Here is a 20433-nt window from a genome sequence, read left to right as displayed (position 1 = left end):
ATTGGTTTTTGACGCAGGCTGGCTCTCTGTCACCTAGCGCGATTCGACAATGCTTTCGGGTGGGCAAAGTGAAGACGCCCGCATACTGAATGATCGACAGCGTATTGGACTACTCCAGACGTAGACCGGCCGGGTATAACGGAAGGTTCATTCGCTTAGGGCGGCGATGATTTGCACTCACACATTTAGCGCTTCTGATACATGGTCCGTGAGGCGCCGTTTAGAGCCTGCGAGTCGATCGTTCAGGTCATGTGACCAGCTTGGCGAAACCGGTCGCGGTGCGTCGCCCTTACTCGGCGGAGGATAGCCGGTTTGATGCCTCGGCAAGCTGATGACCGCAGAAGGCGGCTTTCATCTGCGCTTGGTCCAATTCTCCTTCCCAGCGGGCGACGACGAGGGATGCCACTGCGTTACCAACGCAATTCGTCAACGCCCGGCATTCGGACATGAAGCGGTCGATGCCGAGTATCAGGGCCATCCCAGCAACGGGAACACTCGGAACTACGGCGAGCGTAGCCGCCAGGGTGATGAAGCCCGCACCTGTCACACCTGCAGCGCCCTTGGAGGAAAGCATCGCAACGAGCAGCAGCAGCACCTGATCGCCGATTGACAGATCGGTGTTCGTCGCCTGCGCGATGAAGAGGGCCGCCAGGGTCATGTAGATATTCGTGCCGTCCAGATTGAACGAATATCCGGCCGGGATGACGAGACCCACAACCGAACGCCTGGCGCCCGCCTTCTCCATCTTCTGCATGAGCGAGGGGAGCGCGGCCTCCGAGGAGGACGTTGCGAGGACAAGCAGCAGCTCTTCCTTGATGTAGCGAATAAGAGAACAGATCGAAAAGCCGTTGTAGCGGCAGACCGCGCCGAGAACCCCGAACACGAAGAGGAAGGCGGTGAAATAAAACGTCGCGACCAGCATCGCGAGGTTGACGACCGAACCGATGCCATATCTGCCGATGGTGAAGGCCATTGCGCCGAAAGCGCCGATCGGCGCGGCTTTCATCAGAATGCCGACGAGCTTGAAGACAGGCGCGATGAGCGCCTGAAGGAAGGAAACGACAGGCTTGCCCGTCTCTCCGGCCATCGCGAGCGCCATGCCGAACAGAACCGAGAAGAACAGCACCTGCAGGATGTCGCCTTCCGCGAAGGCGCCGACTATCGTTGGCGGGATGATGTTCATCAGGAAGCCGGTGACCGACTGCTCGTGGGCCTTTGCGGCATAGGTATTCACGGCCTGGACATCGAGCGAGGCCGGATCGATGTTGAGGCCGGCGCCAGGCTGGACGACATTGGCGACGATCAGGCCGACGATCAGCGCGAGCGTCGAGAAGGTGAGGAAATAGACCATTGCCTTGCCGGCGACCCGGCCGACCTTGTGAAGATCGTTCATGCCGGCAATGCCGGTCGCAATTGTCAGGAAGATGACAGGCGCGATGATCATCTTGACCAGCTTGATGAAGGCATCACCCAGCGGCTTCAGGCTCTCGCCGGTCCCCGGATAGAAATAGCCAATTGCGACGCCTAGGGCGATGGCGGCAAGCACCTGCGCGTAAAGCTTGGCATAGAAGGGTTTGCGGGGCGCGGGACTCGCGCCGCGGACTTGTGCAGCTGACACTGTTTCTCTCTCCCTGACCGGATCGAGGTGGCGTGACTTCTCCCGGGCTTCTCCCTATCGCGGCGCTCCGGTCGAACGCTGCACCAACGCCGCCGCAATACCCATGCCAAATGGATCCGCATGACCTGAACTGACGTTGGCTCGCCAATGATGGGATGAATGCGGTGGCACAGACGCGAATGACAAGGCCGCCGTCCAGCACGCGCTTGATGTTCTCCGGCAGATTGCCGGTCGGTCTCTCTGGCTTGCGGTTTTGCTGCACATCGTGGTGGGCTCCTCGGTTTGCCGACTTTGGGAAGGGCCGCATCGCTGGCACCAGAGCGGAGAATTGCCGTGTTCTTTGCCGCGCTGCCGCTGCAGCGACAGCTTGAAAGCGACGTCGAGACGTAGGGATTGACGCCGCTGGTGCTGACCGCGACGATGCGGTTCAGAAGTTCCGAGCACCGCCGAGAAAGCCGCGCTCGACCGCCAGCTTCGCGCCTTCACACGCGACGCCGCCGCCTTATCTGCGTCATCAATATCGAGGAAATGGCGGTTGCCGCGACCGACCAGTGTCGTCGGCAGTGATTATCGCTCCCGCCCCTGGTTCGCAGGCGCTGGTGACTGGCACGGCCCGGCAACTCGGCGCGGTCAGCCGCTCGGGCACCGCATCGCCGGCGCCGTATTTCTGTCGTTCAACATCGCCGACAAAAATTAGAACTGATGAATTCTATCATAGGCCGCGAGGTTTCCTTTCACGAATGAAAGAAAGCTCGATTGACTATCCCGCCTCGCTCCAGTCTTTTGAAAATCAACGTGTGGTTGCCCCCGTGCAAGCCGAGAACGTGGCCAAGCTTCGTGGAGGGAGAGCCAAGCGATGCGTCAGGGGTCGACCCGCTTTGCACTCGACCACACGGCGGTGGCACGAGTTCACGTCAGAGCATTTTCGCGCTTGCCCGCGACGTCGCGGGCGCACATGCCGCCGGCATGCATTTCATGGCGCGAGATCGAGGATCATATGCACCACAACATTCCCAAATCAGAACAAAATGCCAGCGAGTGCCGCATTTCGCTTCCGGATGCGAAAAGGGCTTACCCAAAGTCCGAGATGAACACCGCGGTCCCTTTTGTGCCATCGCACGAGCACGCGCTTACCGGCATCTTCGAAATATCGAAAGTACTCACCGACCCCGCCCGGCTCGAAGTCACGTTGGCCAAGGTCGTCGATCTCCTGCCCTCGTTTGTGCAGATGCGGCACGGCATCATCGCTCTCTTCGACGCTGAGGGCGTACTGGACATCACCGTAGTCACCGGCTGCGACGAGAACAGCGATGAGCGCTCCCGGATGCGCCTGCCGCGCAAGGCAATCGATCTGATTGTGACGACGGACACGCCGCTCGTCGCCGAGAACATAGCGGTGCATTCGGCCTTCACTGCCGCTGACATAGAGGTGCTTGGGGCCTCCGACCCCGTGTCCTTCATCGGCGTTCCCATTCGTGTTGATGGGAACGCCGTAGGCACGCTGACTATCGACCGCGCCTTGGACAGCAGGTCAACGTATCGGCTCGATTATGATGTCCGGCTGCTCACCATGATCGCCAACATGGTGGGACAGACAGTCAAGTTGCACCGCTTCTCCGCGGGCGACCGCGAACGACCGACAGAGGTGGAAGATCGGCTGCAAACGCAATTCTCTGATGTCAAGCACCCTGCACCGCAGCGCAAGAAGGTTCACGTCAAGGGGATGATTGGCGATAGTCCGGCGCTAAGCGCGCTGCTCGAGAAGATCGCAGTGGTAGCTAAGGCAAAGACCACGGTTCTGTTGCGAGGCGAATCCGGTACCGGGAAGGAGCTGGTCGCCAAGGCAATTCACGAGTTGTCGCCGCGCGCCAAGCGGCCCTTCATCAAACTCAATTGTGCAGCGCTGCCAGAGACAGTCCTGGAATCCGAATTGTTCGGTCATGAGAAGGGTGCCTTCACAAGCGCGTTCAATTCCCGCAAGGGTCGCTTTGAGCTCGCCGACAAGGGGACGTTGTTTCTGGATGAGATCGGCGAGATCTCGGCCTCCTTCCAGGCAAAGCTACTACGCGTGCTGCAGGAGCAGGAGTTTGAGCGCGTCGGCAGCAACCAGACCATCAAGGTCGACGTTCGCGTGATTGCCGCCACGAACAGGAACCTTGAAGAGGCGGTTGCAAGGAATGAGTTCCGCGCCGACCTATATTATCGCATCAACGTGGTTCCCTTGCTGGTGCCGGCATTACGCCAAAGGCGCAGCGATATTCCGCTCCTCGCAGCTGAGTTTCTCAAGAATTTCAACGATGAGAACGGCCGTACGCTGACCTTCGATCCGCGTGCGATTGAAGTACTGATGAAATGTGAATTTCCCGGCAACATTCGCGAGCTTGAAAATTGCGTGCACCGGACAGCGATCCTGGCGGAGGGACGATCAATCGGGAGAAACGACTTTGCGTGCTCCCACGACCAATGCTTTGCCGAGGCGCTGCGGAAGAGCAGATCGGGCAAGGCCGCGCTCCAACCAGCGCCAATCCTCCCAGAGGCAGTGAATCCGGCCACGCCGCCGGATGCGGCCGCTCATTCGGCCGCCACCACAGTCCCGCCTGCCGGAGCAACCCACTCATTGGGCGCGAGGACCACCGACGCCGAGCGCGTCATTGCTGCCATGGAAAGATGTGGCTGGGTGCAGGCAAAGGCGGCGCGCCTGCTTGGACTGACCCCGCGCCAGATTGGCTACGTGCTGAGGAAATACGGCATCGAGGTCAAGCGTCTGTGAAAGCATGACTCAGGCGGATTAGCTGAGACCGCTTAGCGGCTTGGCCCGCGCAGGGATGCAGATCCGCGTCCGCGTCAAGTCGATCTGACCGAGGACAGCCTGGCCGAATTCCCGTCGTGGCAGCCGGCGTTGCGACCATCTTGTGAAAGGCGACGCTGCCATCGTCAATCCGTCCGCCATGTTGCTCTCGTTGCGAGCTCACACGGATGCCCCTGTGCGACTGAAACGGAGATAAAATATGTCCGATGCAAAACTGCAAGCTGTGCTTTCGTCTCTTCCGCAAGGGACGCGACAGTTAGATGCTCTGCCGTCCAACGGACCAGCGCCGGACAAAAGTTTTGTCAAGCTGAATACGAATGAGAACCCGTTTCCGTTGCCGCCAATCATAATGCAAAGTGCAGTGGCGGCCCTCAATCGCCAGTATCTGTATCCGGACGACGATAACATCAGCTTGAGGGAAGCAGCGTCCAGTACCTATGGCGTATCCACGGATCAGGTCATCGCAGGCAACGGGTCGTCTGAACTGCTCGGACTCATCTACAGAGCTTTCCTCGCCCCTGGCGACAAGGTGGCGATGATATCGCCAGGGTTTTCGTTCAACCGCAAACTTGCCATGTTGCATGGTGCTGAGTTTCTCGAGATCGGATGTCAAACTCATTCGCTGCCAATGGAGCAATTGCTTTCCGGTCCGGCAAAAGACGCCAAGTTCATTCTGGTGGCCAATCCAAACAATCCGACCGGAACATTCCTCTCGATAAGCAATATCGAACGCCTCGTGGCACAATCGGATCGCCTGGTCGTCCTTGATGAGGCCTATGTCGACTTTGCACCCGATCACGGGCTGCGCCTCATCAACCGTTATTCGAACCTTCTGATCTTGAGAACATTTTCGAAGAGCTATGCCGCCGCCGGCATTCGCGTCGGTTTCGGTTTCGGTCACCCTGAGATTATTGGCAGGCTGCGCAACATCCAGAACGTCTTCAACATGAACGTGATCGGGCATGCGGTTGGTATCAGCGTGCTTGCGCATCGCGGCGCCTACGCAGAGAACCACAAGCACATCAGACATGAACGACAGCGAGTGACAGCCGCACTGTCGCAACTTGGATTTTCCGTAACGCCCTCCCACGCAAATTTCTTGCTAGCCCGTGTGCCAGCGGGACAGGACGGCTCATGGTGGCAAGCAGCGTTGGAAAGGCAAAAGATACTCGTTGCCTACTTTCCGGACAATGGTTTGGAACATTGCATCCGCGTCAGCATCGGCACAAAAGAGCAATTGGATGCATTTCTTGCTGCCGCTCGCGATATAGTTGGAAGCTTAAACATACCAAGCACCACGGGCAGGGAAGCGTCAGGCTCTGCTCGTTCGGTACGCTGACGCTAATCCGATATCACACATTGCTATCTTTAGACTTGCTTGGTCACCCAAGCACGACAACATTTTTCTTTAAAATCGGGGACAATATCGAGTGACAAACGTCTTTCCTTCAAACCTAGCCTTCGGCATCTTCGATCATCTGGACGAGGACGGCCTCGATATCGCCCGGCAGTACGAAGATCGTCTGATATTAGCAGAGGCGTGCGATCAGCTAGGGTTCTATGCCTATCATCTCGCAGAGCACCACTGTACCCCCCATGGGAGAGGTCCATCGCCGAATCTGTTCTTATCGAGCGTCGCCCAGCGCACCCGGCGCCTGCGTCTCGGACCCTTGGTGATGCTGCTTGCGCTTTATCATCCGCTGCGTGCGTTCGAAGAGATCTGTATGCTGGACCAGTTGAGCGGTGGCAGGCTCGAACTGGGCATAGGGCGCGGTGCTCTCCCGATCGAATTGGGTTACTTCGGGATTGGTGCGGACGCGGTGCCGGGCCGCTATGCGGAAGCCAGCGAAATTCTTGTTGAAATACTTGTTAATGCCATGAAGGTTGGCACGCTGTGCTATCAAGGCCGCCATTTTGAGCTCAATGACGTTCCTTTGACGCTAAGACCTCATCAGCGTCCACATCCGCCGACATGGGTCGCCGCCAATCGACCCGAGTCCGCAGCCTGGGCCGCTGCGAATGGAGCAAATATCGCGTGTGTAGGACCTTCCTCTTCTGTTCGCAAAACTACTGATGCGTTCCGCGCCTATCAAGAGGACAACACTGGCGCGGGCGATCGAGCGCCATTTATTGGATTGCTCCGCATGGTCGTGGTTGGGCGTTGTGACACACATGCCTATTCGCTCGCGGCACCTGCTTACGATCGATGGCTCAAGAGCTTCCAATTCCTTTACGAGCTTAACGCTATCCCCACTCCACCCAACCTGCCGCTGACCTTCGATGCGGCAGTCGAGAGTGAATTGTGCGTGGTAGGATCAGCAGCGTCTGTGCGAGAAGCTCTGCTCAGTCAGTTGGAAGAGGCAGGTGCTAACTACCTTCTTTGTCAACTGGCATTTGGGAATCTGCCGCTAGATGCTTCCCTGTACACCGCGACGACCATTCAATCCGAAATCATGGCTCGACTTGTCTGACCGTGAAATTCGCGGTCTGATCTGAAGGTTAAATCGTTGTAACAGCGCTCCCTCACATCCACGTGCTCGAGCGTGCACGTGGTGGGGCGGGCAATCGGGAGGGAGGCCAAACTGACCACGAGCCGGCGGCACAGATTACCAGGGGTTTGTGCGTTGGCTGGCGTCTGGGCCATCGTGTGAACCTGCACGATCCTAAGGAGATGATGGCCGAGCGCGTCACGATGCCGGCACGCGTCTGCTCGTCGCGCTCGCGCTAGTCGTTGGCACATAGCCCGCCGCAGAGGTTCTTCTCGCCCGGGGCGGCGCCGGTGGCGGCGCCCAGATCCAGCTTCATCAGCGGCTCGGCGGTAGCAAAGCCGTCACTCGCTACGGCGCTGTTGAGGGCGCGCTCGCGAGCGGCTTTGCTACGCCGAGCGACACCACCTGGAGCGAGTTCGCCCGATGTCGCGGCGTGCACCGCGGTCGGATAACGACGCTGGAGGAAATCGTTCGCAGCCGGTCTTCACGATCCGCGCGAGTGCTTTGCATGAATGCTGCCTGCTTCCTCGTCTGCGGCGGCCTGAGTGTCCGCCGGCACGCCCGAAGTCAATGTCAGTACCACAAGGCCGCCAAGACGTCAGGTCTGGGAGCCGGCTTGTACGGTCGTATCGTGTTCTGGAATATCGTCAAAGGAGGCGTAGTTGAGATTGTAGAGTTTGGAATACAGGCCCCCCATGGCTATTAGCTGATCGTGGTTGCCAGTCGCAATAACTTGGCCATTCTGAAGCACGATGATGCGGTCGGCACCCCGGATCGTGGCAAGACGGTGGGCGATGACGAGGCCAGTGCGCCCTTCAAGCAGCTTTATCAGAGCCTTCTGAATCTGCATTTCCGTGTAGCTGTCGATGTTGGCGGTAGCTTCGTCGAGCACGAGGATCTTGGCGTCGGCGACGAGGGCGCGGGCGAAACTGATAAGCTGGCGCTGGCCGAGAGATAAGTTGTCGCCGCGTTCGCCAAGTTGGGTCTCATACCCGTCGGCGAGGCTCATTATGAAGTCGTGGGCGCCGACCGCCTTGGCGGCCTCGATCACCTTGTCGCGCGCGGCTTCCGTCTTGTGGTATCGAATGTTCTCGAAGACCGTCCCGGTGAACAGGAACGGCTCCTGCAGCACCATGGCGACCTGGCGGCCGAGCGATTCCTGGGTGAGATCGCGCACATCATGTCCGCCGACCAGCACTTGGCCCTGCTGAACATCATAGAAGCGGTGGACCAGGGCCATCGCGCTCGATTTGCCAGAACCGCTCGGCCCGACCAGTGCGACCGTCTCGCCGGGATTGACCCGGAAGGAGACATTTTTCAGCACCGAACGGTTCGGATTGTAGCCGAAGGTGACGTCCCTGAACTCGACCGAGCCGTCCATTTCGGGCGAAAGCACCTCGGCATTGGGTTTGTCCTGAACATCGATCTTGACGTCGAGCACATCGGTCAGGCGCTTGCCTGAGGCCATGGCGCGCTGCATGACCGAATATTGCAGGGTGAGTGAGCGGATCGGGTCAAAGAAGCGCTGGATGTAAAATAGGTAGGCAACCAATACGCCCACATCTATGCGGCCATTCATGACCATCGAGCCGCCGACCACAATAACGGCGGCCATGGCGAGGCCGGTGAGGCCATCGACGATAGGCACCATGACCAGTGCATATTTGGCAGCGATCAGGTGGGTCCTGAGGTTGGCATGGGCCTTGTCGTCAAAAAGGATGAAATTCACCTGCTGGCGGTCCATTGACTGGACGGTGCGCACGCCGTGAATGGCTTCGGCCAGCGCGCCGTTGACGACGGAATTAGTCTCGTGTGCGGCCATGAAGGCGTCGCGGGCACGCGGCAGCCAGACAATGCGGACGATCACCAGGACCGGCAGAACCGAGAGCGTCAGGAGGCCGAGGCGGAAGTCGAGCCACAGCATTACGAAAACGATGCCGAAGAGAAGCGCAACATCGCCTACGGAATATACCGAGGTTTCCAGGAATTCCTGTATGGAGTTGACGTCGCCTTGCAGGCGCGACATGAGGCGTCCGACCTCGGTCTTGTCCATGAAGGAGAGCGAAACCTTCTGCAGATGGCCAAACATGGCGCGGCGGATGTCGAACAGGACAGTTTCGGCCACTTTCCCAACCACGGTTTCCTGCATGTAGCCGGCAGCGAAATTGACCAAAATCGCCAAAACGAACGCGCCGACGGCCGCGAGCTGGGCTGAGCGATCGGTCCTTGCCGGGTTCATGCCCTGGTCGAGCGCGTAGCGGATGATCAACGGGATGAGAAGCTGCGTCCCGGTGAAGATCAGCATTGCTGCAATCGTGATGACTACCCTGGCCCGATAGGGACGGACGAAAGCCCAGATGCGCCGGAGGATGCTCTTGTCGAAAGCCCGGCCGAACATCTCCTCCTCGATGCGGTGCGAGCCGACAACCGCGCGCGGAGGGCGTCTACCGTCGTCACGTTCGGCTTCGACTTCGCCGGCGCGGCCCTGCGCCATCAGCGGGCGCCCCCATACTGGGTCATATTGTCATGACCCGGGCGCGTCTGGAGATCGTAAAGGGCCCTGTAGCGTCCCCGCTTCGCCAAAAGCTCTTGATGCGTGCCGCGTTCTACGATTTCGCCGTTATCGACAAAAAGGATCTGATCGGCATGCACAAGCGCACTCAGCCGGTGCGCGATGATGATCGTCACCCGATCCTTGGCGAAGCGCCGCATCGCCGCGCGGATGCGCTGCTCGGTGCCGGCATCGATCGCGGCCGTTGAGTCGTCGAAAACGACGACGGAGGGGCGCAGCATCATGGTGCGAGCAATCGTGAGACGCTGGCGCTGGCCGCCCGAGAGAGAGACGCCGCGTTCGCCCACGACCGTCTCGTAGCCCGCTGGGAGCCCGAGGATGTAGTTGTGGAGCTGGGCGAATTCGCCGGCGCGTTCGATTCGCTGTCTCTTCGCCCAGGGATCGCCATAAGCGATGTTGTTCTCGATCGTAGTGGTGAACAGGAATGCATCCTGCTGTACGACGGCGACCGCCTTGCGAAGCGTCGCGAGGGTGACATTGCGTATGTCCTGGCCGTCCAGCGTGATGGCGCCACCGGTCACGTCATAAAAACGGGGGACCAGATGAGCTATCGTCGATTTGCCCGAACCCGGCGGACCGACGATCGCGATCGTCTCGCCTCTACGGGCCTCAAAGCTGAGGTTCTTCAGAATGGCGCGGTTTTCGGCGCTGGGGTACGCAAACGAGACATTGTGGAAGCGCAGAGTGCCGTCGCTTATCTCGAGCGGTCTGGCCTCGAGAGCATCCCTGATTGTGATCTCCTGGTCGAGGAGACCGAAAAGCCGCGAACCGCAGCTAGAAGCGCGGGCAAAGGCATTGACCATGAGGCCGATCTGGCGGACTGGCATTTGCAGGATTGTCATGAAGGTCAGGAAGGTCGCCACCGTTCCGACGCTTATCTCGCCAGCGACGAGCTTGCTGCCACCGATCCAGAGCACCAATCCCATTGCGAAAAAGAAGGACAAGGTCATCGCCGACGTGCTGGGCACGTAGATGTCAACTCGGTCGTGGGCGAGGTCGAGCGCGTTCTTGGAAGCGCCGTCGAACTTCAGCATCTCATAGGCTTGAGCCGCAAAAGCGCGGACCACGCGGATGCCTGCGAGATTTTCCTCCATCACGCGGCTTAGTACTGAAAGCCGCTCATGCAGGTCGAGCCAGGTGGCGCGCAGCCTAAGCTGTGTGGCCGATGAGCGCCAGGCGACAAAAGGCACGAAGCTCAGCGCGACCAGGCCGAGCATGGGATCGGTCGAGATCATCATGTAGGCGCCGATCCCGATCAGCATGGTGAGCAGGAGCACGCGAACGAGCGCGGTGGAAAAATACATCCGCACGCCTTGGAGATCGAGCATTCCGATGGTGATCAGATCGCCTGAATGGACCCGGTCGTGAAAGGAAAAGCTGAGACGCTGGATCTTGTCGTAGTAGGCGAGCCGCAGTTCGTACGCGACATGATGCCCGACGGCTTCGGCAAAATAGTTCTGCGCCATCGTGAAAAGGCCGCGTAGCGCGCTGACGGCGAGCAGCAGGAGAGCCGGGATCCAGAGCGCTTGTCCTGCCGCGGTCCCCGCGACACCGCCCCCGATGGCTGTCTGGGTCAGGTCGACGGCCCGGCCGAGAAGCTGGGGAATGAGCAACTGGAGGATTGCCGCCAGGACCGTCGAGCCCATAGCGAAGGCGACCTGCCAGGGATGCCGCAAATTCATACGCGTGATGCGCAACAGCGTACTCAAATCCCGGCCCCAGCGCGCCGCTTCCACATGGGTCAACGAATTCAGAGCGTTCGTTGCGCTGCCGATAGCATCACTGCTCACGGGTGTATTCCCGACTGCATTTTGCGCCTTCGAGGCAAGCGAAGGACCAATCATCAAAGGGGCCCGCCATTGTTAATCCTGTCCACCACCTGCAGCAGTGCCCGTTCCTATAAGCCGAGCCGCGGCTTCACTTACTGGCATGTCGATCACCGTGATTCCGCTTGCCGCAAGGAAACGCGCTTCGTTTCTGGTCAGCGTTTCCGCGTCCATTACCGCGCAATATGGACCTCGGGAGCGCTTCATGATCTGCCTGGCGTAGGTGCGCAGCATCTGATCGTTGAAGCGGCAGCCAACGAAGAAAAATCCACGGGTGATGCGCCGTTCCTTCACCACGTCTGGGATCGGTGTCTGGATATCGATTTCGGTCAGAACTTCGACATAGTCGGAATCTGCGACGAGAAAGTTTTGCGCCGGCCTAATACTCCCGTGAGGCGTATAGAGAACCGTCTTGGCCCCCGATCGGGGGTCGAGTTCTCTCCCGGACAAATCGTAGGTTTTCGTCCAAATGTTACCGATTTCGTTCGCCCGCGTGACGCCCTGTATCTCAACGACGTCCGTTCGGCCGGTCTCTACGAGAGCCGTGCGCATCGCGCCGTCGTACCAGCTGTCGACGATGAGGGAGAGCGGCAGCCTTGCGAGCCAGGCGTGGAGGAGGGTCGGCGCCACCGGCGCTGCGAATATGTCGGTCATCCAAGCTTGCAGCGTCCGGCGATGCCGGCGCTGTTCGATGAACTGCGCAACCGACCACATATTGGTGCGGATCCTGGAAGGGGCTGGCGCCCGCGCATTGAGTGCCGCGGCAACGACCTCCGGCGTATGCGGCACAGGCGGTTCCGCACAGTTGAACCCAAGAAGACCCGGACCGAGATAGGGGATCACCTCATCGGCGGCGAGCGCTTCCTCCGCCAGGTCAAGCAGCTTTTCGGCAAAACTGTCCCGCACGATGACGAGGTGGCCCGATGTCAGGATCGTGTTCATGCTCGTTTCCTCGCGACGCACCTATCAAGGGGCAGCATCAGTCCTGTTCGGAAACCTTCCTTGCCTCGACGGTGATCGGCAGACGCGTATCCCGTGGAAGATCGGGTAGGAGGAGCCGCCACCCGTTCCTGAGCGTCACAGTTCCGCCCCACAACTCTTCCTTCTCGAGCTTGATGATCGGCTCTTCGAGGTCCTTCTTCGGGACATACGCCGACAAGCCAGCCTCGGTCCTGCGGATCATGACTTTCATCTGGCCGTCCCTTCATTGGTATTGCTTTCAGCACTGCAGGGCGCCTCGGCCTTGTCGAGGCTCATCAGTTCACGCGCTCGCATGCCGACGACGGTGCCACGGTCGACCCATTCGACCGCATAGATGAAGAACTGCTGGAGAAAGGTGCCAATGTCGCGCACATATCCCTCGTCGCCCTTCCGCACGAGATTTTCGCCGATCTCCCTGCCAGGATAGGTGCCGTCATTTTTTATGTGGCGAGTGGCACGTACCCGCTCTCCCGGCATGAATCGTGGAGGCCTGCGGATTTCGACCTCCTCTTCGCGTCCGAGCGACATGTCCGTTCCCTGATTTCTCTTAAGGCTGCAGATTGTAAACAAAGGCGTTCCAGGCGTCCTGCGGAGGCAGCCCCGACCATGTCGGCAGCCCAATGTTCGTCACGCAGGAACGCAGGTCTTCGGCACCGGGCATACCGAGGCACATTGCTGCGCATCGAAGACCCCCTCGCACTCGGTGCACTTTTGCGGCTCGATCACATAGCTCTCGCCTTTGAACTTGATCGCGCCGGAGGGACACTCGAATTCGCAGGCGCCGCATTGGGTGCATTGGGATGCGATGATCTTGAAAGCCATTTTAACTCCTGGTCCGAATGGATGAGACGCGCTCAGGCCGTCGCCGCGAGTGCGGGGGTCCCAGACGCGGCCGCGTAAATCGCGCTGATTGCGGTCTCGATATAGTCGTGGGCATATGCGTCGGTGGCTTGGATTCCAGCGTCGGCGAGCTGATCCTGCGGGCAGTTTCCGATCTTGGCGCACAGCACGACATCTATGCCCTCAAGCGCAGCGATGACGCCATCCAGGGCGGCTTCTCCGCCCCAGCCGCCGAGACAATACTGCTCGACCTTGCGATGCCCGACAAAGCTGATCCCTCTCGGCGAGGCTTCGTAAACCTGGAATTCCTTCGCATGGCCGAAATGTTCATTGACGCGGCCGCCGCCCTTGGTCGCCACCGCGAAGAGAAGGGACTTGCCGGGGCTCGCTGCCTTGACCAATCCGATCGCTTCTCTCCTAGCCGCCACGTGATCACGGCGCTCCTCCGCGACCAGCTCCCGATAGGCCTTGCGATTGCTGGCATCGTAGGTGACCTCGCCGGGAATCCGGTCGAGTGTGAATTCCTGGCCACGATCCTCACCGAGCAGGCCGACGGCATCTGCCCGGCACTGCCGGCAGTGGCGCATCAACTGGGCGCCGCCTTCGACACGATCCTGAAGAGCCTTCATCTCCATTGCGTTTGGGCCGCGTTGCCCGCTCAGTCCGTAGTGCGTGCCGTGCGCCGGGTCCGAAATCAGCGGCATGAGGTTGTGCAGGAACGCGCCTCGCTCCTTGACCCATCTATTCACCTCGATCAGATGCTCATCGTTCACGCCGGGGATCATCACCGAATTGATTTTGGTGAGGATGCCGCGCGCGGTCAGCATCTCCAGACCCAACATCTGCCGCTCGTGCAGGATCCGGGCGGCTTCGATGCCGACGTAGCGGCGATGGTCGTAAAAGATCCAAGGATAGATCTTTGCACCGACCTCAGGGTCGACCATGTTGATGGTGATCGTCACGTGATCGACATTCATGTCGGCAAGCTCATCGACATGGTCCGGCAGCGCGAGCCCATTCGTGGAGATGCAAAACTTGATGTCTGGGATTTCCCTGGCGACTCGTTCGAACGTTGCCTTCGTCTTCTTCCAGTCGTAACAGGCATCGCCAGGTCCGGCGATGCCGAGCACGGAAAGCTGCGGCACCTCGTTGGCGACCGCGATCACCTTGCGTAGCGCCTGGTCGGGCGTCAGCTTTTCGGAGACCACCCCAGGCCGGCTTTCGTTGGCGCAGTTATATTTGCGGTTGCAGTAGTTGCACTGGATATTGCAGCCGGGCGCCACCGCGACGTGCATGCGCGCGAAATAGTGATGCGCCTCTTCTGAAAAGCAGGGGTGATCCTTGATCTTGTCCCAGACAGCCGGATCCGTGTCGTCCGGCTTTATCGACGAGCCGCAGGACGAAGACGCGCAGCCACCGGCTTTCACGGTGGCAAGCAACTGGTCATCGAATGTCGTGCTGAGGCTCTCAAGCGAAATTGCCGGTGCGGACATCGAACGGCTCCGTTGCTGGGTGAATGTCGCAGTTCAAACCGCAAGAGCTATGCCAGCTCAAAGAGCGGTTTTGGTTCACGAATTGGCTTTCGTGTCGGATTCCGTCGGATTGCTCCGACACACCTTTGTCGGGCTTCCGACAGTGGACAAGCAAATCGGGTCGCGAAGGCTACCAGCCTTGGGCGCGAAGGGTGTGAGGGAGACTACTTCGGGCTTACGTTTGACGTCATCACGAGGTCTAGAATTTCTTCACCTCGATACCATGCCGGCGCAGCGCGTAGCCGATTTGCCGCGGCGTGAGGCCGAGGATACGAGCCGCCCTGGCCTGAACCCAACCGGCCTTGTCCATCGCGTCGATCAGCCGGTCGCGTTCCGTCAGACGCGGGGGACAAGCGGGATCGTTCGGATCGCCGGCCGCAAGGGGAGATACGTTGCCTGCGGAGGCACCGATGCGACTGGCCGGCAGCCGCAATCCGACCGGCACTGCGTTGACCCGTGCGAGATCGTCGATGGTATTGCCGCCATTCGAGCGGTCGGCTCGCTTCCAGAGGAGCCAGGAAAGGCACTGGCTCTTCTTACAGGCGAAATCGGATGGCGTGATCGTCCTTGAACGCGCAAGTGTCGCCGTCCTTTGGACGCAGTTCTCCAGCTCGCGGACGTTACCAGGGAAGTAGCATTGCGAGATCAGGTCAAGCGCCGACGGCGCGAAGGCGAGTGCGCGATCGTTCTCCTTGTTGAATCGGTTGAGGAACGCGTTCGCAAGGCGTGGAATATCGCCGGGTCGCTCTCTGAGCGGAGGCAGGATAATTGGCACCACATTGATGCGGTAATAAAGGTCGGCCCTGAACTCCCCTTTTATGACGGCCGTCTCGAGGTCCTTGTTGGTGGCGCATATGAGGCGCACGTCGACCTGTAGCGTTTTGGTGCCGCCGACTCGCTCCAACTCGCCTTCCTGCAAGACACGCAACAACTTGGCTTGAAAGGCCGGCGAAATCTCGCCGATTTCATCAAGTAGCAGCGTTCCCTCATTTGCCAATTCAAAACGACCGGCGCGCTGGGAGATAGCACCCGTGAAAGCGCCCTTTTCATGCCCAAACAGTTCTGACTCCAGAACGCTTTCAGACAGTGCGGCGCAGTTCAATTTGACGAAAGACTTCTTCCTCCGACGTGAGAGCTTATGGATGGCTTGCGCAAAGAATTCCTTGCCGGTGCCGCTTTCACCCCGCAGTAGCACGGTGGAATTGGTCCCTGCTACGACCGAGACGGTTTCGAGCACCTGCTTGAGTGCGGGGCTTTCCCCGATGATCCCGTCGATTTTGACATCCGCATGCCGGGCAGGGTCGTAGGTCCTCCCCTCGTTGGGCGATTTCTCCGGTCTCCATTGCTTATGGACAGACCGCTGACGATCTGTACTCAGGATGCGATGGAGACGGATGGTCCGGCCGACAAGGTTGGCGACCATCGTCAGGAAGTATGTGTCCTCCTCGTCGCGAAGGTCGGTGGCACCGTTTCCGGGGCGGTCGATCGACAACGTCCCAAGGATCTTATGCTCAGCCTTTAGCGGGATACCGATAAAGGCAATCGGGATGGTGCCGCTGCTCGAAGATGTTTGAAGGTCAGCCTGAAACAGTTGGGACTTGCGGACGTCCGGTATGAAGAGCGGCGTCCCCGTAGCGACGATTTGATCTGTTATGGCCTGTGGTATGACGCGGCGAGTGCCTGATTGAGGTGCGTGGGAATTGCCGGCAGTTGCGGCAATCTCCGGCTCTCCTTCAGCGTCCAGGACGACGATTGCTCCGTGACGCATCTGCAGAAATGAAGGCAGGATGTTCACGACATTGGCGAGCGTAATCTCCAGCTCGCTGGGGGCGGTCAGCACCTTCGATATCTCGTAGAGTCCCCTGAGCGCGATATCTGCTTGGGGCATGCTTTTGATGGGCGGTTCAGGGCGGGTATCCCGAGGTGCTACCTCGTCGACCCGATCTTGCGGTACGTGAGCCATGGAAACACCTCAGCGGTTGTCGTCCAGAGTGCTCCTCCTTTTGTGTCTGAGTCTGAATTCTGAAAGCACAGTATTCACGAGCTTCTCTTCGTGGCGCGGCAATTCAAGCAAAGATAGACTTGGCGTTGGTCGCGACCTCAGGTGTACCAAGATTGACCCTCTTGATACGGTGCGTGCGTCCTCATCCGAATTTGAAGAGGACTCCGAAGCCGCCGCGTGGATAGTTCCACTCGATCTCGCCACTGGTCTCGCACAAAATCCGGCAGGTGCCGCACTCCATGCAGCCGTCGGCAGTGATCTCCACTTGACCTTTGTCGTTCAACTCATAACATTTCGCGGGGCAGACGTGGGTCAGCGCGAGCAAGTTCGCGCTTGGCCTCTCGTGCGGTCGCACTTTGATATGCGGACGGCCGGAATCCACCAAGTAGCGGTTCTGGTAAAGCTTGTCCTCGACACGTGACTTCGTCACTGCAGTCATTTCGTCTCCCCTCAGCGCCACGCCAATGCAAGGCGGACCGCGTCGCTGACCAGCCCCCAGCGCGAGCGCGCCTTGATGAAGGCCGCCGTGGTCGCCTTTTCCTTCTCGATCTTCGGCGTGCCGTCGACACGCATGAAGTTCTGCGCGGCTTGCGACATCAACCGCGGATAAGCCGTGAAGTAATTGCAGGAATTGGTGTGGAGCAAGGCCGGCATGTCTTTGTATTTCCTTAGGTCCTTGACCACGAAGGACTTGTCCAGCATGGCTTTGTAAAGGGCGAGATTCCGTTTGGTCATAGGACCGTTGCGGCTCTTGACCTCGATGATTGCCTCAGCCGCGATGCGGCCGGAGGTCATGGCGAGGTTCGAACCCTCGCGGTGAATGGCGTTGTTCAGTTGCGCGGCATCGCCGACCACGACCCAACCGTCGCCAAAGAGCTGCGGAATAGCCTTGTAGCCGCCTTCGGGAATGAGATGCGCGGAATATTCTTTCACTTCCGAGCCGGCAATCAGCGGCCGGATCGAAGGATGGGTTTTTAAGGCGTCGAGGAGGACGTAAGGGCTCTCGACCATCGCGGCGAAATCGGAGACGAGGCAGCCAATGCCCAGTGAGATCGACTCCTTGTTGGTGTAGAGGAAGCCGAGCCCGGCCATGCTGCGGGAGGTCGTGCCCACCGCCTCGATCACGCAGCCTTCATCGCCTTTGAGGCCGAACCGCTGCTCAATGACCTCTTCGGGCAGGAAATGCATTTCCTTGACGGCGAGCGCCACGGTTTGCGGCTTCGGCATCTCGCGCAGGCCGGCCCGCGTGCCAAGCAGTCCGCAGACACCTTCTGCGAGGACGACCACGTCCGCGTAGATGGCTCCGCCGGCCCGGTCTGTGCGGACGCCGATCACCCTGTCCTTGGCGTCACGGATGAGTTCCGTCACGGTCGTCTCGCACAGAACCGTCGCGCCGGCCTCGCGCACCTTACGCGAAAACCATTTATCGAACTGGGCACGGATGATCGTGTAGCGGTTGGGCTTCGCCTCATTGAAGTCGTCCGACCGATAGTGAATCCCGGTATGGGATGTGTCGTCCATCACCCAAAGCCGCTGTTCAACCAAATGCCGCTCGAGAGGCGCATCGTCCCGGAAATCCGGGATGATCTTCTCCAGCATGTTCGCGTACATGATGGCACCCTGGACATTCTTGGAGCCCGGATATTCACCCCGCTCCAACTGCAGCACCTTCAGGCCGTGGCTGGCCATGGTGTAAGCAGCTGCGTTTCCGGACATGCCGGCCCCAATAACAATGGCGTCGAATTGTTCCTCAATCATGTCCATCCCTTAGCTCGCAAGCTTGTCGCGACTGTGGGGCGACAGCCGCCGGGTGAAGGCTTCCGTCAGTGCGGGCAGGAAGCGGATCGCGTCGGTGACGATCCCGAGGTGAGCGAAATCGAAAATCGGCGCGTTCGGGTCGGTGTTGATGGCCACGATGAGATCCGCCCCCTCGACGCCAACCCGATGCTGGACGGCGCCGGAAATCCCGGCCGCTATGTAAAGCTTCGGCCGGATGGTCTTGCCAGTTTGGCCGATCTGCCGATCAGCCGGCATCCAGCCCTTCTGGACCAACGGGCGCGAACAGCCGTGCTCGGCGCCGATTGCCCGCGCGAGATTCTTCACAAGCTGCAGGTTCTCCGCCGCGCCTAGACCGAGGCCTCCCGCAACCACGACGTCGGCATAGGCAAGATTTGCCTTTGCCGACTGACTATCCGGCAGGAAGCCGAGGATTTTGGTAACGATCTCGTCCTCGGCTACCGAGAGCTTGTGCCGGATGACACGCCCGACCGGTTTATCCGCCCGCTGCGGCATGGGCATGACCCTCGGTCGCACTGTCGCCATCTGGGGGCGGAAATTAAGCGTATAGATCGTGCACAACAAGGAACCGCCGAAAGTCGGACGGGTGGCGGCGAGCGAACCGTCGGTATCCACATCGAGTTCGGTGCAGTCGGCCGTGAGCCCTGTCTGCAAGGTCGTCGCCACGGAGCCGGCAAGATCCCTGCCGAGTGTGGTGGCACCGAGAAGAAGGATCTCGGGTTTGTGGGTATCGACCAGATCCGTCATCGCCTTGGTGAATGGCTCGTTCCGATAGTCGGCGAGCAGCGGCGCCTCGACGATGTAGACAAGGTCGGCGCCATAAGCGAACGCTTCGGCAACGGCGTTCCCGATGGCCTCTCCCGGCGGTCCAAGCACGACGCCCGCAAGCTGGACCTGAAGCTTGTCTGCTAACTTGCGGCCTTCGCCGAGCAGTTCGTATGATACGGGATGGACCTGACCGCGTTCGAGCTCGATAAAAACCCAAACGTGCCGGTAGTCCTTGAAATGCGCGGGCAGCTCCTTCTTTATGCCGGCACGGCCGGCGGCAGGGCGAGGGGTTTCTCGGTTCGCGGTCGACATCGTCTGCTCCTTGCCCTCTCACGCGCCGCCGTTGAAGGCGAGCTCATGTTCCAATGCCGGCTGGCGGGTGAAAATTGCCGTGATGAGTTCGTCAGCGACATCGCGCAAGGCCATCTCGGCGGTGTCGATTTTTGCCGCCTTTTCCGCCCGCGCAGGAGGCGCGAAAACGCGCTTGACCACCGTCGGTGAACCGCGCAGGCCGCATTTGGTGAGATCCTCAATGCCGGCGTCGGCCGCACTCCATTTCAAGACCTGGCTGCGCGCGGCGCACAGGGCGTCCTGGATCGAGCCCCGGCGGATCTCGTTTGTGCCTTCCAGCATGGTGATGAGGCAAGGGAGCCTGCTCTTCAGCATCTGTGTGCCGCCTTCGGAGCGGCGCTCGACCTTGATCTCGCGTGCAGCAACGTCAATAGAGGCGATCTTCGCGACATAGGTCAGTTGCAGGAGTCCGAGGCGCTTGGCGATGCCAGGCCCGACCTGGGCGGTGTCGCCATCGATCGTCTGCTTGCCGGTGAAGACGAGGTCTGGCGTGCCGAACGTCTCGCCAACCTTCGCGATTGCCTGGGAAAGGGCGAACGAGGTCGCCAGCGTGTCGGAGCCGGCAAAATAGCGGTCGGTCAAGAGCACCGCTCGGTCGGCGCCGTAACCGAGCGCCTTGCGCAGCGCGTCCTCTGCCATGGGCGGACCCATAGTGAGCACGGTGACTTCGCCACCATGCGCGTCGCGCAGTCTGAGGGCTTCTTCGAGGGCGAACAGGTCGTAAGGGTTGATGATAGTCGGAACACCCTGGCGCATGATCGTGTTCGTCACCGGATGGACCCTTATCTGTGCCGAGTCCGGCACCTGCTTGATGCAGATTACGATGTGCATTGGCGGTTTCTCTAGGC

At 59.8% G+C, this 20433-nt stretch carries 17 protein-coding genes; 3 read left to right on the top strand and 14 right to left on the bottom strand.

Annotation, left to right across the window (positions count from 1 at the left end):
• Window positions 1-289 precede the first annotated feature (289 nt).
• Entirely contained in the window at window positions 290-1618 is a 1329-nt protein-coding gene (locus NKH67_RS19320) for a dicarboxylate/amino acid:cation symporter (RefSeq protein WP_352615322.1), read from the bottom strand.
• 997 nt (window positions 1619-2615) lie between these two features.
• Between NKH67_RS19320 and nifA (NKH67_RS19315) the strand changes: the two genes are divergently transcribed.
• The 3 genes from nifA (NKH67_RS19315) to NKH67_RS19305 all read left to right on the top strand — a co-directional run bounded on the left by nifA (NKH67_RS19315) (window position 2616) and on the right by NKH67_RS19305 (window position 6898).
• Entirely contained in the window at window positions 2616-4388 is a 1773-nt protein-coding gene (gene nifA / locus NKH67_RS19315; RefSeq protein WP_502893774.1) for a nif-specific transcriptional activator NifA, read from the top strand.
• Between the two features lie 238 nt (window positions 4389-4626).
• Window positions 4627-5766 (top strand): histidinol-phosphate transaminase, encoded by a 1140-nt coding sequence (gene hisC, locus NKH67_RS19310; RefSeq protein ID WP_352915433.1) that lies wholly within the window; start codon window positions 4627-4629, stop codon window positions 5764-5766.
• Window positions 5767-5857: 91 nt separating this feature from the next.
• Window positions 5858-6898 carry an LLM class flavin-dependent oxidoreductase gene (locus tag NKH67_RS19305; protein ID WP_352915431.1) on the top strand — a complete coding sequence of 347 codons (1041 nt, stop codon included), beginning with the start codon at window positions 5858-5860 and terminating at the stop codon, window positions 6896-6898.
• 253 nt (window positions 6899-7151) lie between these two features.
• On the opposite strand, the gene NKH67_RS19300 is transcribed toward NKH67_RS19305, so the two are convergent.
• The 13 genes from NKH67_RS19300 to NKH67_RS19240 all read right to left on the bottom strand — a co-directional run bounded on the left by NKH67_RS19300 (window position 7152) and on the right by NKH67_RS19240 (window position 20416).
• A complete protein-coding gene (locus tag NKH67_RS19300; RefSeq protein WP_352915430.1) occupies window positions 7152-7355 on the bottom strand; it encodes a hypothetical protein in 204 nt (67 codons plus the stop codon).
• A gap of 159 nt (window positions 7356-7514) precedes the next feature.
• Window positions 7515-9410, bottom strand: a complete 1896-nt coding sequence (locus NKH67_RS19295; RefSeq protein WP_352833651.1) for an ABC transporter ATP-binding protein — start codon at window positions 9408-9410, stop codon at window positions 7515-7517.
• Window positions 9410-11278: an ABC transporter ATP-binding protein gene (locus NKH67_RS19290; protein WP_352855094.1), complete on the bottom strand. Its 1869-nt coding sequence runs from the start codon at window positions 11276-11278 to the stop codon at window positions 9410-9412. Before NKH67_RS19290 ends, NKH67_RS19295 begins: the two co-directional genes overlap by 1 nt.
• Window positions 11279-11350: 72 nt before the next feature.
• Window positions 11351-12256 carry an SIR2 family NAD-dependent protein deacylase gene (locus NKH67_RS19285; RefSeq protein ID WP_353031594.1) on the bottom strand — a complete coding sequence of 302 codons (906 nt, stop codon included), beginning with the start codon at window positions 12254-12256 and terminating at the stop codon, window positions 11351-11353.
• A 37-nt stretch (window positions 12257-12293) separates the two neighbouring features.
• Window positions 12294-12506, bottom strand: a complete 213-nt coding sequence (gene nifT / locus NKH67_RS19280; protein WP_352542071.1) for a putative nitrogen fixation protein NifT — start codon at window positions 12504-12506, stop codon at window positions 12294-12296.
• A complete protein-coding gene (locus NKH67_RS19275) occupies window positions 12503-12823 on the bottom strand; it encodes a nitrogen fixation protein NifZ (RefSeq protein WP_352542072.1) in 321 nt (106 codons plus the stop codon). The genes nifT and NKH67_RS19275 overlap by 4 nt, the downstream gene beginning before the upstream one ends.
• 99 nt (window positions 12824-12922) lie before the next feature.
• Window positions 12923-13117 (bottom strand): 4Fe-4S dicluster domain-containing protein, encoded by a 195-nt coding sequence (locus NKH67_RS34195; RefSeq protein WP_023678248.1) that lies wholly within the window; start codon window positions 13115-13117, stop codon window positions 12923-12925.
• A 32-nt stretch (window positions 13118-13149) separates the two neighbouring features.
• Complete coding sequence (gene nifB, locus NKH67_RS19265) at window positions 13150-14628, bottom strand: nitrogenase cofactor biosynthesis protein NifB (RefSeq protein WP_353031592.1); 1479 nt, start codon at window positions 14626-14628, stop codon at window positions 13150-13152.
• Window positions 14629-14866: 238 nt separating this feature from the next.
• Window positions 14867-16630 (bottom strand): nif-specific transcriptional activator NifA, encoded by a 1764-nt coding sequence (nifA, locus tag NKH67_RS19260; protein ID WP_353031590.1) that lies wholly within the window; start codon window positions 16628-16630, stop codon window positions 14867-14869.
• Between the two features lie 181 nt (window positions 16631-16811).
• Complete coding sequence (locus tag NKH67_RS19255) at window positions 16812-17108, bottom strand: ferredoxin family protein (protein WP_353031588.1); 297 nt, start codon at window positions 17106-17108, stop codon at window positions 16812-16814.
• 11 nt (window positions 17109-17119) lie between these two features.
• Window positions 17120-18427: an FAD-binding protein gene (locus NKH67_RS19250; RefSeq protein ID WP_023678244.1), complete on the bottom strand. Its 1308-nt coding sequence runs from the start codon at window positions 18425-18427 to the stop codon at window positions 17120-17122.
• Between the two features lie 9 nt (window positions 18428-18436).
• A complete protein-coding gene (locus NKH67_RS19245) occupies window positions 18437-19546 on the bottom strand; it encodes an electron transfer flavoprotein subunit alpha/FixB family protein (RefSeq protein WP_353031586.1) in 1110 nt (369 codons plus the stop codon).
• 18 nt (window positions 19547-19564) lie between these two features.
• Window positions 19565-20416: an electron transfer flavoprotein subunit beta/FixA family protein gene (locus NKH67_RS19240; protein ID WP_352748009.1), complete on the bottom strand. Its 852-nt coding sequence runs from the start codon at window positions 20414-20416 to the stop codon at window positions 19565-19567.
• Window positions 20417-20433: the final 17 nt, after the last annotated feature.

It is taken from the genome of Mesorhizobium sp. M0968, assembly GCF_040319065.1.
In the GTDB taxonomy this organism is placed as follows: domain Bacteria; phylum Pseudomonadota; class Alphaproteobacteria; order Rhizobiales; family Rhizobiaceae; genus Mesorhizobium.
The sequence above is the reverse complement of the archived record's forward strand: the minus strand, read 5'-3'. Positions and strand labels throughout refer to the sequence as shown.

Coding starts and splice junctions, on each gene's coding strand:
- nifA (WP_502893774.1), top strand. CDS start 2,616: ATGCACCACAACATTCCCAAATCAGAACAAAATGCCAGCGAGTGCCGC.
- hisC (WP_352915433.1), top strand. CDS start 4,627: ATGTCCGATGCAAAACTGCAAGCTGTGCTTTCGTCTCTTCCGCAAGGG.
- NKH67_RS19295 (WP_352833651.1), bottom strand. CDS start 9,410: ATGGCGCAGGGCCGCGCCGGCGAAGTCGAAGCCGAACGTGACGACGGT.
- NKH67_RS19285 (WP_353031594.1), bottom strand. CDS start 12,256: ATGAACACGATCCTGACATCGGGCCACCTCGTCATCGTGCGGGACAGT.
- nifT (WP_352542071.1), bottom strand. CDS start 12,506: ATGAAAGTCATGATCCGCAGGACCGAGGCTGGCTTGTCGGCGTATGTC.
- NKH67_RS19275 (WP_352542072.1), bottom strand. CDS start 12,823: ATGTCGCTCGGACGCGAAGAGGAGGTCGAAATCCGCAGGCCTCCACGA.
- NKH67_RS34195 (WP_023678248.1), bottom strand. CDS start 13,117: ATGGCTTTCAAGATCATCGCATCCCAATGCACCCAATGCGGCGCCTGC.
- nifB (WP_353031592.1), bottom strand. CDS start 14,628: ATGTCCGCACCGGCAATTTCGCTTGAGAGCCTCAGCACGACATTCGAT.
- nifA (WP_353031590.1), bottom strand. CDS start 16,630: ATGGCTCACGTACCGCAAGATCGGGTCGACGAGGTAGCACCTCGGGAT.
- NKH67_RS19255 (WP_353031588.1), bottom strand. CDS start 17,108: ATGACTGCAGTGACGAAGTCACGTGTCGAGGACAAGCTTTACCAGAAC.
- NKH67_RS19250 (WP_023678244.1), bottom strand. CDS start 18,427: ATGATTGAGGAACAATTCGACGCCATTGTTATTGGGGCCGGCATGTCC.
- NKH67_RS19245 (WP_353031586.1), bottom strand. CDS start 19,546: ATGTCGACCGCGAACCGAGAAACCCCTCGCCCTGCCGCCGGCCGTGCC.
- NKH67_RS19240 (WP_352748009.1), bottom strand. CDS start 20,416: ATGCACATCGTAATCTGCATCAAGCAGGTGCCGGACTCGGCACAGATA.